This is a genomic window from Amycolatopsis minnesotensis (assembly GCF_039529815.1).
Classification (GTDB): Bacteria; Actinomycetota; Actinomycetes; order Mycobacteriales; family Pseudonocardiaceae; genus Amycolatopsis; species Amycolatopsis minnesotensis.
Map to the genome: position 1 here is coordinate 129,370 of NZ_BAAANN010000016.1, position 18,779 is coordinate 148,148.

The following is an 18,779-nucleotide window of genomic DNA, read 5'->3' on the forward strand; positions in this document are numbered from 1 at the left end:
TGACAGCGGAGGTCTGATCTGATGCGAGTCGGTGTACTGACCGGCGGCGGCGACTGCCCGGGACTGAACGCGGTGATCCGTGCCGTGGTGCGCAAGGGCATCGAGGTGCACGGCTGGGACATCGTCGGCTTCCGGAGCGGGTGGCAGGGCCCGCTGACGGGGGACTGCAGGCCACTCGGCCTCGACGACGTGGAGGACATCCTCACCAGGGGCGGCACCATCCTGCGGTCCTCGCGGACCAACCCGTACAAGGTCGAGGGCGGGGTCGACAAGATCAAGTCCGTGCTCGCCGACCAGGGCGTCGACGCGCTGATCGCGATCGGCGGGGAGGACACCCTCGGCGTCGCGAAGCGGCTCACCGACGACGGCATCGGCGTGGTCGGCGTGCCGAAGACGATCGACAACGATCTCGGCGCCACCGACTACACCTTCGGCTTCGACACCGCCGTCTCCATCGCCACCGAGGCGATCGACCGGCTGCACACCACCGCCGAGTCGCACCACCGCGCGCTCGTGGTGGAGGTCATGGGGCGGCACGCGGGCTGGATCGCGCTGCACTCCGGGCTCGCCGGCGGCGCCAGCGTGATCCTGGTGCCGGAGCGCCAGTTCTCCGTCGACCAGGTCGTCGAATGGGTCGAGCGCCGGTTCGAGCGCGAGTACGCGCCGATCATCGTCGTCGCCGAGGGCGCGCTCCCCGAGGGCGGCGAGGAAAAGCTTCTCACCGGGGAGAAGGACGCCTTCGGCCACGTGCGCCTCGGCGGCATCGGCACCTGGCTCGCCGACGAGATCGCCCACCGCACCGGCAAGGAGTCCCGCGCGGTCGTGCTCGGGCACACCCAGCGCGGCGGCACGCCCACCGCGTACGACCGCGTGCTCGCCAGCCGGTTCGGGCTCAACGCGGTCGACGCGGTCGCCGACGGCGACTTCGGCGTGATGGTGGCACTGCGCGGCACCGACATCGTGCGCGTCAAGCTGTCCGAGGCCACCGCCGAGCTCAAGACGGTCCCGACCGAGCGGTACGAAGAGGCCGAAGTCTTCTTCGGTTAGTCGATCGCTGCATTTTGTCGGCCCGGCGGCCGACTTGAACGCCTCCCCGGCGCGCTGCGCGCACCGGGGAGGCCGGGTGGGTGGCTGGGTTCTGCACGACCGGGCCTTCGGCCCGGACCTCGCGGCACTCGGGGTTGTGGGCGGGCGTTGAAGCGGGAGCGACCGCGGACTTGGGCGAGCGGATGTGTCTCCGGGCGAAGTCGGGAATTTCTTTCTTAGTATTTCTCTTATATGGCAATGATTTTCCTCTACCCGACTTTAGTCTGGTGTGGAGTCTGGGTTTGGTCTAAACCATTGATTCGGTGGTCTAGTCCTCTTACCGTGAGGGTCCTTCCGTGTTCCCTCGGCCACTCACGGTTATCAGGGAGAAGACCAATGTTGTTCACTCGGATCAGGCGAAACATTCTCGCGGGTGTGGGCGTGGCCGCCGCTCTCACACTCGCGGCCACCGTGGCGGCACCCGCCTCGGCCAACCCGGTGGCTCCGGCCACCGATGCGGCGCCGGTCACCGCGGCCCCGGCGGACGCGACCGCGGCGGCGGGCAAGACCGTCGGGTACTTCGTGCAATGGGGTGTCTACGGGCGCAACTACCACGTCAAGAACATCGAAACGAGCGGCTCGGCCTCGAAGCTGACCCATCTCAACTACGCCTTCGGCAACGTCACCAACGGCGGTTGTTCCATCGGTGACAGCTACGCCGACTACGACCGGTTCTACGACGCCGGGTCCAGTGTGGACGGCGTCGCCGACACCTGGGACAACGGCGCGCTGCGCGGCAACTTCGGCCAGCTCAAGCGGCTCAAGAAGATGCACCCCAACCTGAAGGTCCTCTTCTCGTTCGGCGGGTGGACCTGGTCCGGCGGCTTCGGCCAGGCCGCGGCGAACCCGACCGCCTTCGCGAACTCCTGCTACAACCTGGTCAACGACCCGCGCTGGGCCGGGGTCTTCGACGGCATCGACATCGACTGGGAGTACCCGAACGCGTGCGGGCTCACCTGTGACAAGAGCGGCCCCGACGCACTGAAGAAGGTCCTGTCGGCGCTGCGCGCGAAGTTCGGGTCCAAACTGGTCACCGCCGCGATCACCGGTGACGGGTCGAACAACGGGAAGATCGACGCCGCCGACTACGCCGGTGCCGCGCAGTCCTCGGACTGGTTCAACGTGATGACCTACGACTACTTCGGCGCGTGGGCGCCGAAGGGGCCGACGGCACCGCATTCGCCGCTGAACGCCTACCAGGGCATCCCGACCGAGGGCTTCAACTCGGACGCGGTCATCCAGAAGCTCAAGGGCAAGGGCATTCCGGCGAACAAGCTGCTGCTCGGCCTCGGTTTCTACGGGCGGGGCTGGACGGGTGTCAGCCAGGACGCGCCGGGAGGCACCGCGACCGGTCCGGCGCAGGGCACCTACGAACAGGGCATCGAGGACTACAAGGTGCTCAAGGGCCGCTGCCCGAGCACCGGCACGATCGCGGGCACGGCGTACGCGAAGTGCGGTTCGAACTGGTGGAGCTACGACACCCCGGCGACGATCAAGAGCAAGGTCGGCTACGCCCGTTCGCAGGGGCTCGGCGGCACCTTCTTCTGGGAACTGTCCGGTGACACCACGAACGGCGAGCTGATCAGCGCGATCAACGCGGGCTGAGCCGCTTCGACCCGGCGGGCTCTCCCCTCAACCGGGGGAGGGCCCGCTTCGTGCATCCACAGTGGACTCGACCGGCGGGACTCGACAGGCGGGACTCGACCGGCGGGACCCGACCGCGCCCGGTTCTGTCGGGGGCCGTCAGTAGGCTGCGGCGCGTGAAGTTCGCCGGTTTCGGCGAGTACGCGGTCGATTTCTACGACGGCCTGCTCGCGGACAATTCCAAGTCCTACTGGGACGACAACGTCGCCGTCTACCGCTCGGACGTGCGGGAGCCGATGCAGGCGCTGCTCGCGGAGCTGAACAAGGAGTTCTCGTCGGGCCTCGGCGAGGGCAAGGTGTTCCGCCCGTACCGCGACGTCCGGTTCTCGAAGGACAAGACGCCGTACAAGACGCACTGCGGCGGCGTGATCGAGGCGGGCCGCGGCGGCGGCGCCTACTACGTGGAGGTCGGGCCGGACGGCCTGCGGGTCGGCGGCGGCTGCTTCCACCTCGCACCGGACCAGCTGGCCCGCTTCCGGCAGGCCGTCGACACCGAGATCCACGGCGAGGCGCTGGCGAAGATCATCGCGAAGCTCCAGCGCGCCGGGTGGACGATCGGCGGTGACGTGCTCCAGACCAAACCAAGGGGGTACGACGCCGGGCACCCGCGGATCGACCTGCTGCGGCACCGGTCGATCTACGCCGTCCGCGTCTGGGAGCCGGACGACGCGCTGCACGAGCGCGCATGCCTCGACCGGGTGAAAAAAGCGTGGCGGCAGGTGCGCGACTTCAACGAGTGGGCGCGCGATCACGTTGGGGTGAGCGAGCAACCCCGCCGGTAGGAAGTTCGGGCAGAGTTTCCGGATCGATTACGGGATCGGTACAGACCTGCGGCGCGAGAGGTACTAGGCTGTGCGAACGTGAGCCGACGCGCGAAGATCGTTTGTACCCTTGGTCCTGCCACCGCGACCGCGGACAAGGTCCGCGCGCTGGTGGACGCGGGCATGGACGTGGCGAGGATGAACTTCAGCCACGGCAGCCACAGCGACCACAAGCAGGTGTTCGACCTGATCAGAGCGGCCGCCGCGGAAACCGGCCGGGCCGTCGGCATCCTCGGCGACCTGCAGGGCCCGAAGATCCGCCTCGGCACGTTCGCGGGCGGGCCCGTCGAGTGGCGCACCGGCGACACGGTGCGCATCACCGTCGAGGACGTGGCAGGCACCCACGACCGCGTCTCGACCACCTACAAGGGCCTCGCCAAGGACGCGAAGCCCGGCGACCGGCTGCTCGTCGACGACGGCAAGGTGGGCCTGGTGGTCACCGGTGTCGAAGGCCCCGACGTGGTGTGCGAGGTCACCGAAGGCGGTCCCGTCAGCAACAACAAGGGCGTCTCGCTGCCGGGCATGGACGTGTCCGTGCCCGCCATGTCCGAAAAGGACATCGAAGACCTCGAGTTCGCGATGGAGCTCGGCGTCGACTTCATCGCGCTGTCCTTCGTGCGCTCGCCCGCCGACATCGACCTCGTGCACCAGGTGATGGACCGGGTCGGCAAGGGCAGGGTCCCGGTCGTGGCGAAGATCGAGAAGCCGGAGGCGGTGTACAACCTCGAAGCCATCGTGCTCGCCTTCGACGGCGTGATGATCGCCCGCGGCGACCTCGGCGTCGAGCTGCCGCTCGAGCAGGTGCCGCTGGTGCAGAAGCGGGCCATCCAGATCGCCCGCGAGAACGCGAAACCGGTCATCGTGGCCACCCAGATGCTCGACTCGATGATCAACAGCTCCCGGCCGACGCGCGCCGAGGCCTCCGACGTCGCGAACGCGGTGCTGGACGGTGCGGACGCGCTCATGCTCTCCGGCGAGACCAGCGTCGGCCGCTATCCGACCGAGTCGGTGCGCACGATGGGCAGGATCGTCGAAGCAGTCGAAACCGACTCCCCGGTCGTGCCGCCGCTGAGCCACGTCCCGCGGACCAAGCGCGGCGTGATCTCCTACGCGGCGCGCGACATCGGCGAGCGGCTCAACGCGAAGGCGCTCGTCGCCTTCACCCAGTCCGGCGACACCGTGCGCCGCCTCGCCCGGCTGCACACCCGGCTGCCGCTGCTGGCGTTCACGCCGGAGGAAAGCGTGCGCAGCCAGCTTTCGATGACCTGGGGCACCGCGACCAGGATCGTGCCGTTCGTCGAATCGACCGACCAGATGATCCAGCAGGTCGACCACGCGATGCTCGAGATGGGCCGGTACGCCAAGGGCGACCTCGTGGTCATCGTCGCGGGCTCCCCGCCGGGGACCGTCGGGTCCACCAACCTCATCCGCGTCCACCGGCTCGGTGAAGACGACCACGCCTGAGGGACTGCCGGGCCCCGACGGCATAGGGTCGGCGCCATGACTGAACTGGCCAGGCAGGCCGCGTCCGGAATGGACGCAGGGGAACCGGCCGGCGGACAGCAGGTGCTCGACCACCTCGTGGCCCTGCTGGACCTGGAGAAGCTCGAAGAGAACTTCTTCCGCGGCGTCAGCCCCGCGCACTCACCGGTGCGCGTGTTCGGCGGGCAGGTGGCGGGCCAGGCGCTCGTCGCGGCGGGGCGCACCGTGCCGGAGGACCGCGGGGTGCACTCGCTGCACGCGTACTTCATCCGCGGCGGTGACCCCAGCGTGCCGATCGTGTACGAAGTGGACCGCATCCGCGACGGGCGCTCGTTCACCACGCGCCGGGTCATCGCGATCCAGCACGGCAAGGCGATCTTCTCGTTGTCGGCGTCGTTCCAGAAGGACGAGCGCGGGATCGAGCACGCGGACGGGATGCCCGACGTGCCGCCGCCGGACTCGCTGCCGACGCTCGCGGAACGGGTCGGCGACTTCCCGCACCTGAGCACCATGCGCACCCGGCCGCGCCCGATCGACCTGCGCTACGTCAACGACCCGCCGTGGCTGACCAGGGAGACCGGCGAGCGGCCCGCGCGCAACCAGGTGTGGATGCGGGCCGACGGCGTGCTGCCCGACGAGCGGCTGCTGCACGTGTGCGTGCTGACCTACGCCTCGGACATGACGCTGCTCGACTCGCCGCTGGCGCGCCACGGCGTCTACTGGGAACTCGACAAGGTGCTGGGTGCGAGCCTCGACCACGCGCTGTGGTTCCACCGCCCGTTCCGCGCCGACGAATGGTTCCTCTACGACACCGAAACCCCGTCGGCCTCGGGCGCGCGCGGTTTGGCGACCGGCCGCTTCTTCGCCGCCGACGGCACCCTCATCGCCACCGTCGTCCAAGAGGGCCTCCTCCGCGTCCTGGACTGACCCGCCGCGGGTGGCGGAATGGCCCTGAAAGGCGCCTTCGGGGAATCTGACGCCGCGATCTCGCGCTTCGTGGTGCGTGGCGTGGTGGGGTCTATGCCCTGAAGGGGGCCTTCGCGGCGTCAGATTCCCTCAAGGGCGCCTTCAGGGCATGGACCCCGGAGTAGTGCGGGCGCACGAGGGGCTACTTCCGTGGCGTGCGCGCTCTTGGAGGCCCTTTTTGGCTGTCTCTGGGGTACCGGGCGGACCTGGGAAAGAGGTGCGAGCTGGCGGAATTCCCGCTCGTGCTCTGAAGGGTGCCTTCGGGGAATCTGACGCCGCGATCTCGTCCTTCGTGGTGCGCGGTGTGGTGGGGTCTATGCCCTGAAGGGGGCCTTCGCGGCGTCAGATTCCCTCAAGGGCGCCTTCAGGGCATAGACCCCGGAGTAGTGCGGGCCCACGAAGGCCACATCCGCGGCATCACACGCCCCGAAGGACCCCTTCGGGGCATCCAGAAACCCGGGTGACTGCCCCGAACGGCGGGGGTCGAGCACCCGGAAATCGCTTACGATCCCCGCTCATGCGCCTGTCTCGCACTGCCCGCACCGGGCTCGTCGTGCTCCTCGCCGCACTGGTCACCGGCACGCAGGCCGGTGCGCCGACGGCGGTGTCGGCCAATCCGCTCGGGAAGGACCTCGACGCGGTCCTGTCGGCGCCGTCGCTCGCCGGTGCCGACATCGGGCTCGTGGTGCGCAAGGCGAGCACCGGCGAGGTGCTCTACACCCGCCAGAGCGACCGGAGGCGGCAGCCCGCGTCGAACACCAAGCTGTTCACCACGGCGGCCGCGCTCGACAGGCTGGGGCCCGGCTACCGGTTCCGCACCACGGTGGAGTCCGCCGCGCGCCGGGTGGGGCCGGTGCTGGCGGGGGACGTCGTGCTGCGCGGTGGGGGTGACCCGACGATGCTCGCCGCCGACTACGACGCGCTTGCCGCGAAGATCGCCGCGAGCGGGGTCAAGGTGGTGACCGGCAAGCTCGTCGCCGACGACGGGTTCTTCGACCGCGTCCGCCTCGGCACCGGCTGGTCGTGGGACGACGAGCCGTACTACTACAACGCGCAGACCTCCGCGCTGACCATCGCACCCGACACCGACTTCGACGCCGGTTCGGTGATCGTGCGGGTCTCGCCCGGCCGGGCGGGGAAGCCCGCGAAGGTCGAGCTGGACCCGCCGAACTCCTACCTGCGCGTGGTGAACACCGCCACCACCGCGCCGAGCGGCTCGACTGCTGTCACGGTGGATCGCGAGCACGGCACCAACACGATCACGGTCAGCGGGTCGATCCCCGCCGGGGCGGCGCCGGACGAAGAGACCATGGCGGTCTGGGAGCCGACCGGGCTCGCTTCTTCGGTGTTCCGCGACGCGCTGGCCCGCCACGGCGTCCGCGTGCTCGGCACGTCGGTCACCTCGACGGCGCCGAAGCAACCGGTGCTCGCGACACGGGACTCCATCCCGGTTTCGGAGCTGCTGACACCGTTCCTCAAGCTCTCGAACAACATGCACGCCGAGGCGCTCGTGAAGGCCGCGAGCCGCGGCGCCGGCGGCACTGGCGGTTGGGCGGACGGGATCGCCACGCTCGAAAAAGTGTTGCCCGCCTTCGGAATCGACCCGTCACGTCTGTACTTAGTGGACGGTTCGGGACTGTCAAGGATGGACCAGGCGACGCCGGACCAGATCGCGGCGCTGCTGCTGGCCGCGCGCGCGAAACCGTGGTTCGGCCAGTTCTACGCCGCGTTGCCGGTGGCGGGAATCGCAGACCGGCTCGTCGGCGGCACCCTGCGCTCCCGCCTCGCCGGAACCGCGGCCGCGGGCAAGGTGCACGCGAAGACCGGGTCCTACACCGGGGTCAGCGCGCTGTCCGGTTACGTCACCGCCGCCGACGGTGAGGAGCTGGTGTTCTCGATGGTGTCGAACCAGACGCTCGGGAGCCCGCGCGCGGCCGAGGACGCGGTGGCGCTCCGGCTCGCCCAGTACGCGGGTGCGGCGGACCGCTCCCAGCCCGTCGCGACGATCACTGATCGTTCTCAGGTGTCTTCGCCGCGTGACGAACTCGAATGCTCCTGGACGAAGTCCTGCTGATCAGACGGCGGCGCGGCGGTGCCGCCTGCGGGGTGTGGACGGCACCGGCTCGCCCAGCGCGAGCTGCGCGGCGAGGTAGGCGCGGCACGGGGTGACGCGGCGGCGGAAGAAGCCGCGGCGGCAGCGGGGGCACCGGCCCCGCGCGTCGCTGCCGTGCCCGGCCAGTACCGCGCGCAGCGCCTCGGCGAGCGCGGGGATTTCCCCCCTGGCCAATTCGACCGCACGTTCGTCCTCGGCGTTTTCCACTGATCGGGTGAGCTCGGTCAGGCGCCGGTGGACCGACGTCTGGAGCGGATCCTTCGCGGATTCACGTTCGAGCACAGGACCTCCCCTGCCGGATTCGCCCGATCGAATCGGCGTGCGCACCCGGAATTGCGCCGCACCACCCGAGGGTACAAGCGCAATCTGCAAATTGCAGTCCGCCGAACCGGGGGTGACTTCTCGCATTCGGGATCGTTGAGATCTCACAGAGTGTGCTGGTGGCTGGTTAGATATGCGATCAGGGGCCGTCGGAGGACGACGGCACTCGAGCGAGGTGGAGGTGGCCATGACTCGGGGACAGGGACCCACTGTCCGGCGGCGCAGGCTCGCCAGTGAACTGCGTCGGCTACGCGAATCCGCCGACCTGACGATCGACGAAGTCGGCGAGAAGCTCGAGTGCTCGGCGTCGAAGATCAGCCGCATCGAGACCGGTCACGTCGGGGTCACCCCGCGCGACGTGCGGGACATGCTCGAACTCTACGGGCTCGCCGGCGAGGAACGCGAAGCGCTCGTGCAGCTCGCGAGGGAGGCCCGCAAACGCGGCTGGTGGCACGCCTACAACGAGGTGTTCACCGGTGCGTTCGTCGGGCTGGAGGCCGACGCCAGCTCGTTGCGGGCGTTCCAGGCGCTGCTGGTGCCCGGCCTGCTGCAGACCGAGCGGTACACCCTCGCGGTGATCAGGGCGATGCGCCCCGGCGCCGACGAGGACGAGATCGCCAGGCGGGTGGCGGCGAGGATGGCGCGCCAGCAGCTGCTGGCCGATCCGAACCCGCCGGAGTACTGGGCGGTGATCGACGAAGCGGTACTGCACCGCATGGTCGGGGGACCCGATGTGATGGCCGAACAGCTCGAAAGGCTACTGAGGGTGGCAGAACAGCCGCACGTGACGATTCAGGTCGTCCCGTTCGGAGCAGGCGCCCATCCGGGAATGGAGGGCCCGTTCCTGATCCTCGGTTTCCCGGAACAGGCCGATCCCGATGTCGTCTATGTGGACAGCACATCGAGCGGGGTCTATCTCGAAATGCCCCCCGATGTGCGCCGCTACTCCCTCATGTTCGACCATTTGCGTGCCGCCGCGCTGAAGCCGGACGACACGGTCGAGCTGATCGCTCAGGCCGCCGAGCGGGTGGCCGCATTACCCACGGAATAAGGAGTCGGGGACGATGGCAGCATCGCGAGCAGTGCAGGAGAGTATGGCCGTCAGAGTGACGGGGCTCGTCTGGCGCAAGAGCAGCCACAGCGGTGGCGGCAACGACTGCGTCGAGGTCGCGCTCACCGGTGAGGGCACCGCCGTGCGCGATTCGAAGGACCCCGATGGCGGGGTCTTCGCCGTGTCGGCGTCCGGCTGGCGTGGCCTGCTCGCGGCCGTCCGCGCGTAAGGCCTTACCCGGCCCCTTACCCCGCCGGCCGCGGGGTAAGGGGCCGTGGCGCCGCCAGTAGTGGGTGATCGCCCGATGCCGGGTGCCCTGCCTCAGTACGACTCTGGGATCCGTCAGCGAATCGCAGCAGCCGGAAGAGGGATCATCCATGAGGCTCGAGTACATCTACGACCCGTGGCAGGCGGAGGTCGCGCACCGGATCGCCGAGCTGCGCGCCGCGTCGCGCCGCACCAGGGTCGTCGACACCGAGAAGAACCACCGCTGGGGCTTCGGCAAGCGGCGCGGCTCGTCCCGCCGTGCCGCGTGAGGGGCGGGCTGCCCCCGTCCGGGCGGATAACCATGCCGGAACTGTCGGTGCAGTAGGCCAGAATGGACCCCGTGCCCCGTCTTGGATCCGGAATACCCCTCGTCGCGCGTGCCGAAGAGATGCGCAGGCTCTCGGCCGCCTTCGAGGGCGCCGAACTCGGTGAAGCCAACGCCGTCCTGCTCTCCGGTGACGCCGGGGTCGGGAAGACGCGGCTGCTGACCGAACTCGGCATCCGCGCGGGCGCGGCGGGCGCGCTCGTGCTCACCGGCCGCTCGCTCGACGTTCGCGAGGGCGGCCTGCCCTACCTGCCCTTCGCCGAAGCGCTCGCGCCGCTGGCCACCTCGGAGGACCCGGTGGTGGCCGAGGCGGTGCGCGCTCGTCCCGCGCTCGGCAGGCTCCTGCCGCAGGGCGAGCCGATGCCCGGCGGCGGCCTGCCCGAGCACATGGCGGTCACCACCGCGACCGAGCAGGATCCCTCGCGCCGCCGTCGCACCGAGCAGGACCTCGGCCAGCTCCAGCTGTTCGACGCGGTGCTCGGCGTGCTCGCCGAGGTCGGCGAGCGCCGCCCGGTCGTGCTCGTGGTGGAGGACCTGCACTGGGCCGACGGCGCCACCCGCAACCTGCTTTCGTTCCTGGTCTCGCGGCTGCGCGCGCAGCGCCTGCTGGTCGTCGGGAGCTACCGCGAGGAGGACGTGCACCGCAGGCACCCGCTGCGCGCCCTGCTCGGCGAGCTGGTGCGGCTGCCCACCGTCACCACGGTGGACCTGCGGCCCTTCCAGTCCGCCGACGCGAAGGCGTTCATCGAGGCGCTGGTCGACGGCCCGCTCGACGCGGACGTGCTCGCGCGCGTGGTCGAGCGGTCCGAGGGGAACCCGTTCTTCGCCGAGGAGCTCATCGCCAGCTGCGTCACCTGCGAGGACATCCCGGCCGGGCTGGCCGAGCTGCTGCTGTCCCGGCTCGAACGGCTGCCGGTCGAGACGCGGCGGGTGCTGCGCGCCATCTCGGTGGCCAGCGAACCGGTGTCGCACACCGCGCTGGCCGACGTCTCCGGGCTCGGCGAGTTCGAGCTGGACGAAGCGCTGCGCGAAGCCGTGCAGCACCACGTCGTCGTGGTGGAGAAGGGCTGCTACCTCTTCCGGCACGCGCTGCTGCAGGAGGCGGTGTACGGCGATCTGCTGCCGGGCGAGCGGATCCGGATGCACGCCGCGTACGCCGCGCGGTTCCAGGCCATGCCGCCGGGGCGCGGCCATGCGGCCAAGTTCGCCTACCACAGCTTGGAGAGCAAGGACTTCACCGCGGCGCTGCCCGCACTGCTCGCGGCCGCCGACGAGGCCGAGAAGCTGGGCGCGCCGGGCACCGCCCTGCGGCACCTGGAGCAGGCGCTGGAGATCTGGCAGGCGGTCCCCGCCGAGACCAGGCCCGCGGAGGCCGACGAGCTGAAGCTGCTCGGCGAGGCCTCCCATTTCGCGGGCACCTCCGGCGAGCCGGAGCGCGCGGTGGCCTACGCCCGCTCCGCGACGCAGGCGCTGACGCCCGAGATCGAGCCCGAGCGCGCGGCGAAGGTCTGGCGCAGGCTGGCCGAGGCGCTGCTCGCGCTGGAGACCGGGCTCGACGAGTCGGTCGAGGCGATCGGCAAGGCGTGGGAGCTCGTCGAGCACGCCGGGCCGAGTCCCGCGCGCGCGTGGGTGCTCGCCACCAGGGCGAACATTCTGCGGATCACCCGGCGGCGGGACGAGGCGCTGTGGAGCGCGCGGACCGCGGTCGAGGACGCGCGGGCCACCGGCGCGCGTGGCGGGGAGGCGCTGGCGCTGATCATGCTGGGCCTCCTCGCGGAGAACTCGGGCAATGTCGAAGAAGCGCGGGACAAGCTGCGCGAGGCGGAGCGGAAGGCCCGCGCGGCGGGGTCCCTGTCGGTCGAGCTGAAGGCGCTGTACTACCTCGCGCTGAGCTACGACGACCACGGCGAGATCCCCCAGGCCATCGAGGGCTACCAGGCCGGGGTCCGGCGGGCCGAAGAGGCGAGCCTGAACTGGAGCGAGTTCGGCCTCGAAGTGCGCGCGCGGCATCTCGCGCTGCGCTACATCAGCGGTGACTGGCCGACCAAGGCCGGTGCGGGGCAGCCGGGCCGCGGGGTGTCCGGGGCGGTCGCGGCGAGGATGGCCGCGTCCTGGGTGCAGATCGTGGTCGGCAGGGGACAGGTCGAGACGGCGGAGCGGCTCATCTCGAACCTGCGCGCGCAGTGGCGCAACGACACCCTGATCGCGCTCGCCGCCGGTGCCGCGGCCACCGAACTGGCGTTCTGGCACGGCGACCACGCGGCCGCGGTCGCCTACGCCAAGGAAGCCATTGGCTGGCTCGAGCAACTCGGGAGCTCACTGCTCGGCGGGATCAGGATCGCCGCGCTCGGGCTCGCCGCCGCCGTCGAGCAGGCCGCGGCGGCCAGGCTGCGCGGTGACGGCACGACCGTCGCCACCGCGGTCGCCGCGGGCGAGGCGTTCCTCGCCCACGCGCGGGCGTGCGCGGAGCACGGCAGGCCGCGGACGGGCACGCTCGGGCCGGAAGGGAAGGCGTGGATGTCGCGCGCCGAGGCCGAGGCGCGCTCGCTCGGCGGCACCGGTGATCCGGCGTACTGGGCCGGAGTCGTGGAAGCCTTCGGCTACGGCGCGATCTACGAGCAGGCCATCGTGCGCTGGCGCCGGGCGAAGGTGCTCCTGGCCGCCGGGGGAGCGGAGAACACCGCGCTCGCCGAGCGGGAACTCGTTGCCGCACATGAAGTGGCGGACCGGATCGGCGCGGCGTCGCTGCGGGACGCGGTGCGCGAGGTGGCTCGCCGCGCCCGGCTTTCGCTGCCGGGCGTCGACGCGTCCGTGCTGACCCCGCGCGACGTGCTCGACCCGTTGACCGGCCGCGAGCGCGCCGTGCTCGAACAGGTCGCGCTCGGCCGCACCAACCGCCAGGTCGGCGAGGAGCTGTACATCAGCGAGAAGACGGTCAGCGTGCACGTGTCGCGGGTGCTGTCGAAGCTGAAGGTGTCGAACCGCGCGGAAGCCGTCGCGGTCGCCTACGAACGCGGCCTGCTCACCAAGCCCGCCTCGGTGTGACGCTCGACCTTGGCTGTCTCCTGTTCGTGCCGGTGGCCGCTTGGCCATTGGCTCTCGCGGGGGTTCGCACCGGGGAAAGGAAAAACGACCGCCACGGCTCCTGTTCGGGGAGTGGTGGCGGCCGTTCGTCCTGTGTTCAGCGGCCGGGGAGGCGGCGCAGGGCCTTGATGCTCGCGGTCATGGCGGTGGCCCAGACCTTGCCGGGTACGCCGCGCGGTGGCCGCAGCTTGAGCCCGCGCTGCACCGCGACGGCCTGTGCTTCGGTGTACTTGAGCAGGCCCTCGGCGCCGTTGCGGCGGCCGACGCCGGAGGACTTCATCCCGCCCATCGGCACGCCGACGCTGCCGAAGGTGGCCGCGTAGCCCTCGTTGACGTTGACCGTGCCCGCCTTGATCCGCGCGGCGACCGCCCTGCCCGCGGCCACGTCACGGGTCCAGACGCTCGCGTTGAGGCCGTATTCGGTGTCGTTGGCGCGTTCGATCGCGTCGTCGAGGTCGGTGAAGCCGTAGATCGACACGACGGGGCCGAAGGTCTCGTCGGTGAACAGCTTCGCCGAGGGGGTGACATCGGTGAGCACCGTCGGCTCGTAGAACAGCGGCCCGAGATCGGGACGGGGGCGGCCACCGGTGAGCACGGTCGCGCCCGCCGCGCGCGCATCGTCCACATGGGACGAAACGCCGTCGAGCTGGCTCCGCGAGGTCAGCGAGCCCATGTCCGCGCCGTAGTCGAGCCGCCCGCCCAAGCGAAGCGCTTCGGTCTTGGCGACGAACGCGCGGGTGAACTCCTCCCGGATCGACTCGTGCACGTAGATCCGCTCCACCGACACGCACAGCTGGCCGGCCGAGGAGAAGCAGGCGGCGACCGCGCCGGTGGCGGCTTTGGCGACGTTCGCGTCCGGCAGCACGATCATCGGGTTCTTCCCGCCGAGTTCGAGCGAATACCCGGTGAGCCGCCCGGCGATCTTGGTGGCGAGCTGCTTCCCGGTCGGCGTCGAGCCGGTGAAGCACAGGTAGTCCGATTCCTCGGCCAGCGCGTCGCCGATCACCGAGCCCCTGCCGAACACGATCTGCCACACCCCGGCGGGCAGGCCCGCCTCCTCGGCCAGCTCGTGCAGCCACAGCGCGGAAAGCGCGGTCTGGTTGTCCGGCTTCTGCACCACGGTGTTGCCCGCCATGAGCGCGGGGAGCACGTCCATCGCGGTGAGCGCGAGCGGGTAGTTCCACGGCGAGATGATCCCGATGACGCCCTTGGGGTGGTGCAGTTCGCCCGCACTCGTCATCACCGGGACGGCCCCTGCCGAGCGGCGGGGACGCAGGATCTTCGCGCTGTGCTTGCCGTAGTAGGCGGCGACCAGCGCGGTCGCGCTCACCTCGTCGAACGCGTCCAGTCGTGCCTTGCCCGCTTCGAGCTGGACGAAGTCGAGCGCCTCCGCCTGGCGGTCGAGCACCAGATCGTGCAGCCGCACCAGCACCCGCTGGCGCTCGGCGACCGGCGTCGCGGCCCACGCCTTCTGCGCGGCGCGCGCGGTGCTGAAGATCGCGCGGGTGTCCGCGTCGGTGGCCTGGGACAGGGTGACGGTGGCGAGCCCGGTGAACGGGGACCTGATCTCCACCGGCGCCGAGTCACCGCCCCCGACCGTGCGGCGGGCCAGCTGGGTGGCGCGGGCCGCGGACGGGGCGCCGACCACCCCGCCGACGGTCGTGGGTTTGCCGGTGGCCTGGCCGGTGTCCGCTGGCGTCGTGCTCGTCATGGGTCCGGGGTCCCTTTCGCTCGGCGTCGAGGTGCGGGCGCTGTGGGCGGGTCAGCCGTGTTACTGACGAGTAGAAGCATACCGGCGGTACGGCGCAAGGCCAAACGAACATGAATAGTACTCATGTCAGCTCAGTGCGCTCCGTCACCGGACGCGCGGATTTCCCGTTCGCGCGTCATGGCTGCCCTTCCATTCCCTCTTCTCGGGTATGGGGGTGCCCCGGCTCGCGTGAGGGCCGAGCCGGGCCCCGCCCGCCTTGAGGGCGGCGCGGCTTTCAGGATTCCGCGTACAACGCGGTGGCGATGCGCTTCCACTCTTCGAGCAGCTGCTTGCGCCGGGTGGGGTCGCCGCCGAGTTCGGCGTCCAATGCGAGCCCCCTGGTCAGGTTGACGGTGAGCCAGAACAGGGTTTCGGCGCGCTCGCGCGGGAGGTCGCCGGCGACCGTGCGGATGTGCTCGAGCGTGGCGCGGCCCAGTGCCCTGTCCACCGGGCGGATCGCCGCGCGTAGTTCCGGATCGGTCCTTGCCGCGACCCACAGCTCGGTCACCGCGGTGGACAGCGTGCCCGAGTAGCCCTCCCACAGCAGGTCGATCGCCGCGCTGACCCCGTCCGCGCCGCCGGGAAGATCGCCGAGCGAAGCGGTGAGCTGGTGCCGGAGCCTGGTGGTGAGGTGTTCCACGGCGGCGGCCATCAGTTCGGCCTTGGCGGAGAAGTGGTGCTGCACCGCGCCTTTGGAGACACCGGCGCGTGCGCAGATCTCCTGGACGGAGGTCTTGGCGTAGCCGAGTTCGACGAGGCAGTCGATGGTCGCGTCGAGCAGCGCGGTCCGGGTGTGCTCGCGCCGCTCCGCCTGCGTCCGGTGGCCTCGTGTAGTCCCGGTCACATCGACTCCTTCGCCCGGCGGTCTTTACGTGCAATCCGGAACGGATGTACATTTCGGCTAGAACTTACATCCTATCCGGAATGTTTTCCAGGGTGATCAGGGAGGACCCGCCGTGCCACTGCAGATCCAGCGCAGTTCGTGGAGCAACGACGACCTGGAGGACTTCCGGGACCTCGCGAGGACCTTCTGCCAGAAGGAGCTCGTGCCGAACCAGGAGCGGTGGGCCGCGGCCAAGCAGGTCGACCGCGGGCTGTGGACGAAGGCGGGCGAGGTCGGCCTGCTCGCGCTGTCCATCCCCGAGGAGTACGGCGGTGGCGGCGGCACGTTCGCCCACGAAACCGTGCTGTACGAGGAGCAGGCGCGCTGCGGTGACAGCGCGTGGGGCGTCACCGTCCACAGTGGAATCGTCGCGCACTACCTGCTCGCCTACGGCTCTGAGGAGCTGAAGCAGCGCATGCTGCCGAAGTTCGCCACGGGCGAGTTCGTCGGCGCGATCGGCATGACCGAGCCCGGCACGGGATCGGACCTGCAGGGCATCAAGACGCGCGCGGTCCGCGACGGCGACCACTACGTCATCAACGGCGCGAAGACGTTCATCACCAACGGCGGGCTCGCCGACGTGATCGTGCTCGCGGTGAAGACCGATCCCGACGCGGGCGCGCAGGGCGTTTCGCTGATCGCCGTCGAGGCGGACACGCCGGGGTTCCGGCGCGGCCGCGTCCTCGACAAGCTCGGCCTCAAGGGACAGGACACCGCCGAGCTGTTCTTCGACGACGTCCGCGTGCCGGTGGGGAACCTGCTCGGCGACGCCGAGGGGCAGGGCTTCGTCCAGATGATGCAGCAACTCCCGCAGGAGCGGCTGCTGATCGCGATCACCGCGGTCGCCGGGATGGAGGCCGCGATCAACCAGACCATCGAGTACACAAAGGACCGCCAGGCCTTCGGCCGCCCGGTCTTCTCCTTCCAGAACACCAAGTTCAAGCTCGCCGAGGCCGCGACCGAGGCCGCGGTCGCGCGGGCCTTCCTCGACCAGTGCGTCGAGCGGCACCTGCGTGGCGAGCTCGACATCCAGGGTGCGGCCATGGTCAAGTTGTGGACCACCGAGCGGGTCAACCGGGTCGTCGACGACTGCCTGCAGCTCTTCGGCGGGTACGGCTACATGACCGAGTACCCGATCGCACGGGCGTGGGCCGACATCCGGATCTCGCGGATCTTCGGCGGTACCAGCGAAATCATGAAGGAAATCATCTCGCGCACGCTCTGAGCCCGGCCGCACGCGCCGAAGCCCACGAACAAGGAGAACGCACACATGAAGGCAGGGCCACTGGCCGGGCTGACGGTCGTCGAACTGGCAGGCCTCGCACCGGGGCCGTTCGCGGCCACCGTGCTCGCCGACCTCGGCGCCGACGTGATCAGGGTGGACCGGGCGACGCCGGGCGAGGACGTGCTCGGCATCCCGGCGGACCCGCTGGCGAGGGGGCGGCGCACGGTCGGGATCAACACGAAGACCCCGGAGGGGGTCGAACTCGTGCTGAAGCTCGCCGAACGCGCCGACGTGCTGATCGAGGGGTTCCGGCCGGGGGTGGCCGAGCGGATCGGCATCGGCCCCGAAGCCGTGCACGCGCGCAACCCCCGGCTGGTGTACGGGCGGATGACCGGCTGGGGCCAGGACGGGCCGCTGGCGCCGGCGGCAGGCCACGACATCAACTACATCGGCATCGCGGGCGCGCTCGACCTGGTCGGCAGGGCGGGGGAGCGGCCGGTGCCGCCGGTGAACCTCGTCGGCGATTTCGGCGGCGGCGGGCTGCTGCTGGCCATGGGCGTGCTCGCCGCGCTGTACGAGCGGACCTCCTCCGGCAAGGGGCAGGTCGTGGACGCGTCGATGGTGGACGGTGCCGCGCTGCTGACCAGCCAGCTGCACGGCATGCGCGCGGCGGGGCTGTGGCAGGGCGAGCGCGGGGACAACATGCTCGACGGCGGCGCGCCGTTCTACGACACCTACGAGACCGCCGACGGCAAGTACGTCGCGGTGGGCGCCATCGAGATGCGGTTCTGGCAGGCCCTGGTGAAGGTGCTCGGTCTCGACGCGGAAGAGCTGCCGCTGCACATCGACAAGACCCAGTGGCCGCGCCTGCGCGAGATCCTCGCCGCGGCGATCGGGAAGCACACCCGCGACGAGCTGACCGCGATGGCCGAGGGAACCGACGCCTGCCTCACCCCGGTGCTGTCGCCGTGGGAGGCCGCGGAGCACCCGCACAACCAGGCGAGGCGGACCTTCGCCGACATCGGCGGGATCGTGCAGCCCGCCCCGGCGCCGAAGTTCGACCGGACGCCGCCCGCGGTGCCCGACGCGCCGCGGCCGAAGGGCGGGGACACCATCGAGGTGCTCAGCGAACTCGGCCTGTCCGGCGACGAGGTCGAGGCGTTGCGCGCGGCGGGGGCCATCACCTGACGCCCGTAGCCGGCACCGGGGGTGTCCCATGGCGTGTTCATCGCTGACGGATACCCCTGTTTCTCCTAGAATCGAGCGGACTGGCGCGCACTCAACGTGACAGGTGCCGCCTGTCCGTGTGAGGCTCTGTCGGATTGCGGCCGGGCAAGGCAGGATGGCCGTAGACCCTCGGTCAACGGGCCGACACACACGGGCACCAGGGACACCCCCTGCGCTGCCGGGCTAACCGATCGGATGGAGCCATGTCGTCGAACGTCAAGAAGATCCTGATCGTCGGCGTGATCGCGCTCGTCCTCTTCTTCCTCATCAGTAAGCCAACGCAGTCGGCCGACGCGGTGCACCACGCCCTCGGCTGGCTCAAGGACGGCGCCGAGGCCATCGTCACCTTCTTCAAGAGCCTGTTCTCCTGACCTGGGCACAGCCGGGCCGGCACCGCCTCTTGGCGGCGTCGGCCATTTCGCTGCGTGAGATCTTTTCCGGTCACTCAGGGTGAGTTTTATCGAATTTGGACAGTCGCGATACACCATCCGGGTGGATTGCCGCGATTAACCCGCTGGTCGCCGAATTGGTCCC

General features: G+C 70.3%; 16 protein-coding genes. 13 read left to right on the forward strand and 3 right to left on the reverse strand.

Annotated features, from left to right (window positions below):
* Positions 1 to 21: 21 nt before the first annotated feature.
* The 6 genes from ABD256_RS21255 (at position 22) to dacB (ending at position 8,073) form a co-directional block, all read left to right on the forward strand.
* Positions 22 to 1,047, forward strand: a complete 1,026-nt coding sequence (locus tag ABD256_RS21255; RefSeq protein WP_344421370.1) for a 6-phosphofructokinase — start codon at positions 22 to 24, stop codon at positions 1,045 to 1,047.
* 390 nt (positions 1,048 to 1,437) lie between these two features.
* A complete protein-coding gene (locus tag ABD256_RS21260; protein WP_425546488.1) occupies positions 1,438 to 2,691 on the forward strand; it encodes a glycoside hydrolase family 18 protein in 1,254 nt (417 codons plus the stop codon).
* Between the two features lie 155 nt (positions 2,692 to 2,846).
* A complete protein-coding gene (locus ABD256_RS21265; protein WP_344421376.1) occupies positions 2,847 to 3,512 on the forward strand; it encodes a DUF2461 domain-containing protein in 666 nt (221 codons plus the stop codon).
* Positions 3,513 to 3,590: 78 nt separating this feature from the next.
* Complete coding sequence (gene pyk / locus ABD256_RS21270; RefSeq protein WP_344421379.1) at positions 3,591 to 5,015, forward strand: pyruvate kinase; 1,425 nt, start codon at positions 3,591 to 3,593, stop codon at positions 5,013 to 5,015.
* Between the two features lie 36 nt (positions 5,016 to 5,051).
* Entirely contained in the window at positions 5,052 to 5,960 is a 909-nt protein-coding gene (gene tesB, locus ABD256_RS21275; protein WP_344421382.1) for an acyl-CoA thioesterase II, read from the forward strand.
* A 556-nt stretch (positions 5,961 to 6,516) separates the two neighbouring features.
* Positions 6,517 to 8,073 (forward strand): D-alanyl-D-alanine carboxypeptidase/D-alanyl-D-alanine endopeptidase, encoded by a 1,557-nt coding sequence (gene dacB / locus ABD256_RS21280; RefSeq protein WP_344421384.1) that lies wholly within the window; start codon positions 6,517 to 6,519, stop codon positions 8,071 to 8,073.
* On the opposite strand, the gene ABD256_RS21285 is transcribed toward dacB, so the two are convergent.
* Positions 8,074 to 8,394 (reverse strand): hypothetical protein, encoded by a 321-nt coding sequence (locus ABD256_RS21285; protein WP_344421387.1) that lies wholly within the window; start codon positions 8,392 to 8,394, stop codon positions 8,074 to 8,076.
* A 226-nt stretch (positions 8,395 to 8,620) separates the two neighbouring features.
* Here ABD256_RS21285 and ABD256_RS21290 point away from each other — a divergent pair, with 226 nt between their 5' ends.
* The 4 genes from ABD256_RS21290 (at position 8,621) to ABD256_RS21305 (ending at position 13,121) form a co-directional block, all read left to right on the forward strand.
* Positions 8,621 to 9,484: a helix-turn-helix domain-containing protein gene (locus ABD256_RS21290; protein ID WP_344421390.1), complete on the forward strand. Its 864-nt coding sequence runs from the start codon at positions 8,621 to 8,623 to the stop codon at positions 9,482 to 9,484.
* 43 nt (positions 9,485 to 9,527) lie between these two features.
* The gene (locus ABD256_RS21295; protein ID WP_344421393.1) at positions 9,528 to 9,713 is read left to right on the forward strand and encodes a DUF397 domain-containing protein; all 186 of its coding nucleotides are present in this window, start codon (positions 9,528 to 9,530) and stop codon (positions 9,711 to 9,713) included.
* Between the two features lie 148 nt (positions 9,714 to 9,861).
* The gene (locus ABD256_RS21300) at positions 9,862 to 10,020 is read left to right on the forward strand and encodes a hypothetical protein (protein ID WP_344421395.1); all 159 of its coding nucleotides are present in this window, start codon (positions 9,862 to 9,864) and stop codon (positions 10,018 to 10,020) included.
* Between the two features lie 62 nt (positions 10,021 to 10,082).
* Positions 10,083 to 13,121, forward strand: a complete 3,039-nt coding sequence (locus ABD256_RS21305) for a helix-turn-helix transcriptional regulator (protein WP_344421398.1) — start codon at positions 10,083 to 10,085, stop codon at positions 13,119 to 13,121.
* Between the two features lie 136 nt (positions 13,122 to 13,257).
* Here ABD256_RS21305 and ABD256_RS21310 read toward each other — a convergent pair whose 3' ends face one another.
* Entirely contained in the window at positions 13,258 to 14,871 is a 1,614-nt protein-coding gene (locus ABD256_RS21310; protein ID WP_344421401.1) for a succinic semialdehyde dehydrogenase, read from the reverse strand.
* Between the two features lie 274 nt (positions 14,872 to 15,145).
* Complete coding sequence (locus ABD256_RS21315; protein ID WP_344421404.1) at positions 15,146 to 15,754, reverse strand: TetR/AcrR family transcriptional regulator; 609 nt, start codon at positions 15,752 to 15,754, stop codon at positions 15,146 to 15,148.
* A gap of 112 nt (positions 15,755 to 15,866) precedes the next feature.
* Between ABD256_RS21315 and ABD256_RS21320 the strand changes: the two genes are divergently transcribed.
* The 3 genes from ABD256_RS21320 (at position 15,867) to ABD256_RS21330 (ending at position 18,616) form a co-directional block, all read left to right on the forward strand.
* Positions 15,867 to 17,018 (forward strand): acyl-CoA dehydrogenase family protein, encoded by a 1,152-nt coding sequence (locus ABD256_RS21320; protein ID WP_344421407.1) that lies wholly within the window; start codon positions 15,867 to 15,869, stop codon positions 17,016 to 17,018.
* A 45-nt stretch (positions 17,019 to 17,063) separates the two neighbouring features.
* Positions 17,064 to 18,206, forward strand: a complete 1,143-nt coding sequence (locus ABD256_RS21325) for a CaiB/BaiF CoA transferase family protein (protein WP_344421410.1) — start codon at positions 17,064 to 17,066, stop codon at positions 18,204 to 18,206.
* 242 nt (positions 18,207 to 18,448) lie between these two features.
* Positions 18,449 to 18,616 (forward strand): hypothetical protein, encoded by a 168-nt coding sequence (locus ABD256_RS21330; RefSeq protein WP_344421413.1) that lies wholly within the window; start codon positions 18,449 to 18,451, stop codon positions 18,614 to 18,616.
* The last annotated feature ends 163 nt before the right edge of the window (positions 18,617 to 18,779 follow it).

What these genes read in the sequence shown, in the direction of transcription:
- ABD256_RS21325 (WP_344421410.1), top strand. Translation starts at nt 17,064, where the DNA reads ATGAAGGCAGGGCCACTGGCCGGGCTGACGGTCGTCGAACTGGCAGGC.
- ABD256_RS21310 (WP_344421401.1), bottom strand. Translation starts at nt 14,871, where the DNA reads ATGACGAGCACGACGCCAGCGGACACCGGCCAGGCCACCGGCAAACCC.
- ABD256_RS21295 (WP_344421393.1), top strand. Translation starts at nt 9,528, where the DNA reads ATGGCCGTCAGAGTGACGGGGCTCGTCTGGCGCAAGAGCAGCCACAGC.
- ABD256_RS21330 (WP_344421413.1), top strand. Translation starts at nt 18,449, where the DNA reads ATGTCGTCGAACGTCAAGAAGATCCTGATCGTCGGCGTGATCGCGCTC.
- ABD256_RS21255 (WP_344421370.1), top strand. Translation starts at nt 22, where the DNA reads ATGCGAGTCGGTGTACTGACCGGCGGCGGCGACTGCCCGGGACTGAAC.
- ABD256_RS21305 (WP_344421398.1), top strand. Translation starts at nt 10,083, where the DNA reads ATGGACCCCGTGCCCCGTCTTGGATCCGGAATACCCCTCGTCGCGCGT.
- tesB (WP_344421382.1), top strand. Translation starts at nt 5,052, where the DNA reads ATGACTGAACTGGCCAGGCAGGCCGCGTCCGGAATGGACGCAGGGGAA.
- dacB (WP_344421384.1), top strand. Translation starts at nt 6,517, where the DNA reads ATGCGCCTGTCTCGCACTGCCCGCACCGGGCTCGTCGTGCTCCTCGCC.
- ABD256_RS21290 (WP_344421390.1), top strand. Translation starts at nt 8,621, where the DNA reads ATGACTCGGGGACAGGGACCCACTGTCCGGCGGCGCAGGCTCGCCAGT.
- ABD256_RS21300 (WP_344421395.1), top strand. Translation starts at nt 9,862, where the DNA reads ATGAGGCTCGAGTACATCTACGACCCGTGGCAGGCGGAGGTCGCGCAC.